Source organism: Haloarcula sp. K1, assembly GCF_001647155.1.
Taxonomy (GTDB): domain Archaea; phylum Halobacteriota; class Halobacteria; order Halobacteriales; family Haloarculaceae; genus Haloarcula; species Haloarcula hispanica.
In genome coordinates, this window is sequence record NZ_LRHL01000038.1 from 1 (window position 1) to 1,536 (window position 1,536).

1 protein-coding gene is annotated in these 1,536 nt (G+C 56.6%); it reads right to left on the reverse strand.

Annotated features, from left to right (window positions below; translation table 11 throughout):
• Positions 1-59: 59 nt before the first annotated feature.
• Positions 60-1,022: an ArdC-like ssDNA-binding domain-containing protein gene (locus AV929_RS12405; protein WP_064288408.1), complete on the reverse strand. Its 963-nt coding sequence runs from the start codon at positions 1,020-1,022 to the stop codon at positions 60-62.
• Positions 1,023-1,536: the final 514 nt, after the last annotated feature.

Genomic DNA, 1,536 nt, shown 5'->3' on the forward strand with positions numbered 1-1,536 from the left:
CATCAGGGGAGTCACAAAATACGGCTCTCAAGCACGTCTGGAAAAGCACGACCGACTGCTCAGCTGGCACCTTCGACGGCGTCGATCAGATCCGCAGCCGTCTTCGAGATTCGGTCCAGCCGGTCCCGCAGCGTCTCCGGTGCGTCGCCGTCCCACGCCGCTAAGTAGAACGCCGAGTTGTCGGGGTCCAGCCCGAAGTGACGACTGACCACGTAGGCGACTGCCTCAGCCTCGACCTCACGTTTCGACCGCTCCGCCTCATCCTCGACATTGAAGTGAAGCTCCGCATGGGCGAACTCGTGAATCAGTGTACTCGCGAGGGCGGCCCGATTCTCCCGGTCAACCGCTTCGACCATCGGATTCGTCGTCATGACGTTCCGACGCTCGCAGACACCCCGTGCAGACCCATGCTCCCACTCTTCGGGAGCGACGATTCTCGCGTCGACGCCGATCTCGTCGGTCGCGTCCAAGAGGTCCTCGACAAGTCCATTCGGGTCGCCGTGAGCTTCTGTCTCCAGTTCGGGAAGCGGCTCGCCCTCGGTCTGAGAGATATCGAACACCGACGTTGGCCGGAACCCGACCAGTCCCCGCCGCCACTGTTCGGGCTCTGTCTCGTCATACTCACAGTCCGTGTTCTCGTGATACGACGGCGAGTTCCCGCATTCGGGGCACTTCTTCGTGATAATCGGAGCCCAGATCCAGATCGCGTCCTCGCCTTGCTGGACGTAGCGGTCGAACTCGTCTTGCCACGTATTGTAGCCGGCGACTCGGGTTGCTTCGGGACACTGGAGCTTGATGAGTAGCGTGTTCCGGGCCGAGTAATCGTGGAACTTGCTCTGCACATCGAGCCACTGCTGGAACTGCTCACTGGTCTGCGCTTCGTTCGTGAGGTCGGCGAGGTCTTCGACCCACGCATCGAGTTGGTCGCGCATCTCCTCGTCCCGGGAGTCCGAATCGTCGAAGGTGCAAGTGGTCTGCTGGCTGGACGACTGCTCTGGAGTCTCTGACTGTATCATTGACATCGGTCTATCTTCGGGACGCACTCTCGGGCACGCCCCCGCACCTCCACTGGGGGACAGAAAATTCGCTGTTTAATTTAAGACACATTGATATCGTGTCTCCCCAGTCTACGATGCTTCGAGTTGTTCAGTTCAGGTGGCGCTCACAGCAGCTGAGTAGACCACCCCAATCCGAGTGAGTGGGTGGCTAACTCCTTCAACGCTGGACTAAATAGCGTAAAACAGTAGTGAAGATTCCCAATGCAGTACCTGCAAGAAGGCTGAACTGCAATGAGCTCTCGTCTACTAAGAGGACGACCGTGACGCAGAGAAACTCTAGGATCCCAATAACTACGCACTCAGCTCCTAGCCCGAATCGACTCCGAAAGAATTGATTGCTAGTGGTTTCACTCATTGCTATCTGATATATATCTCTGCAGACAAGTCCTTTACCTGTGCTATATGTGTGTTTGTGACAATTGATTCTTTCCGAAAGTAGTTAACGCAAATAGATAGTCTTGTAGCTCGTTCTGTTGGC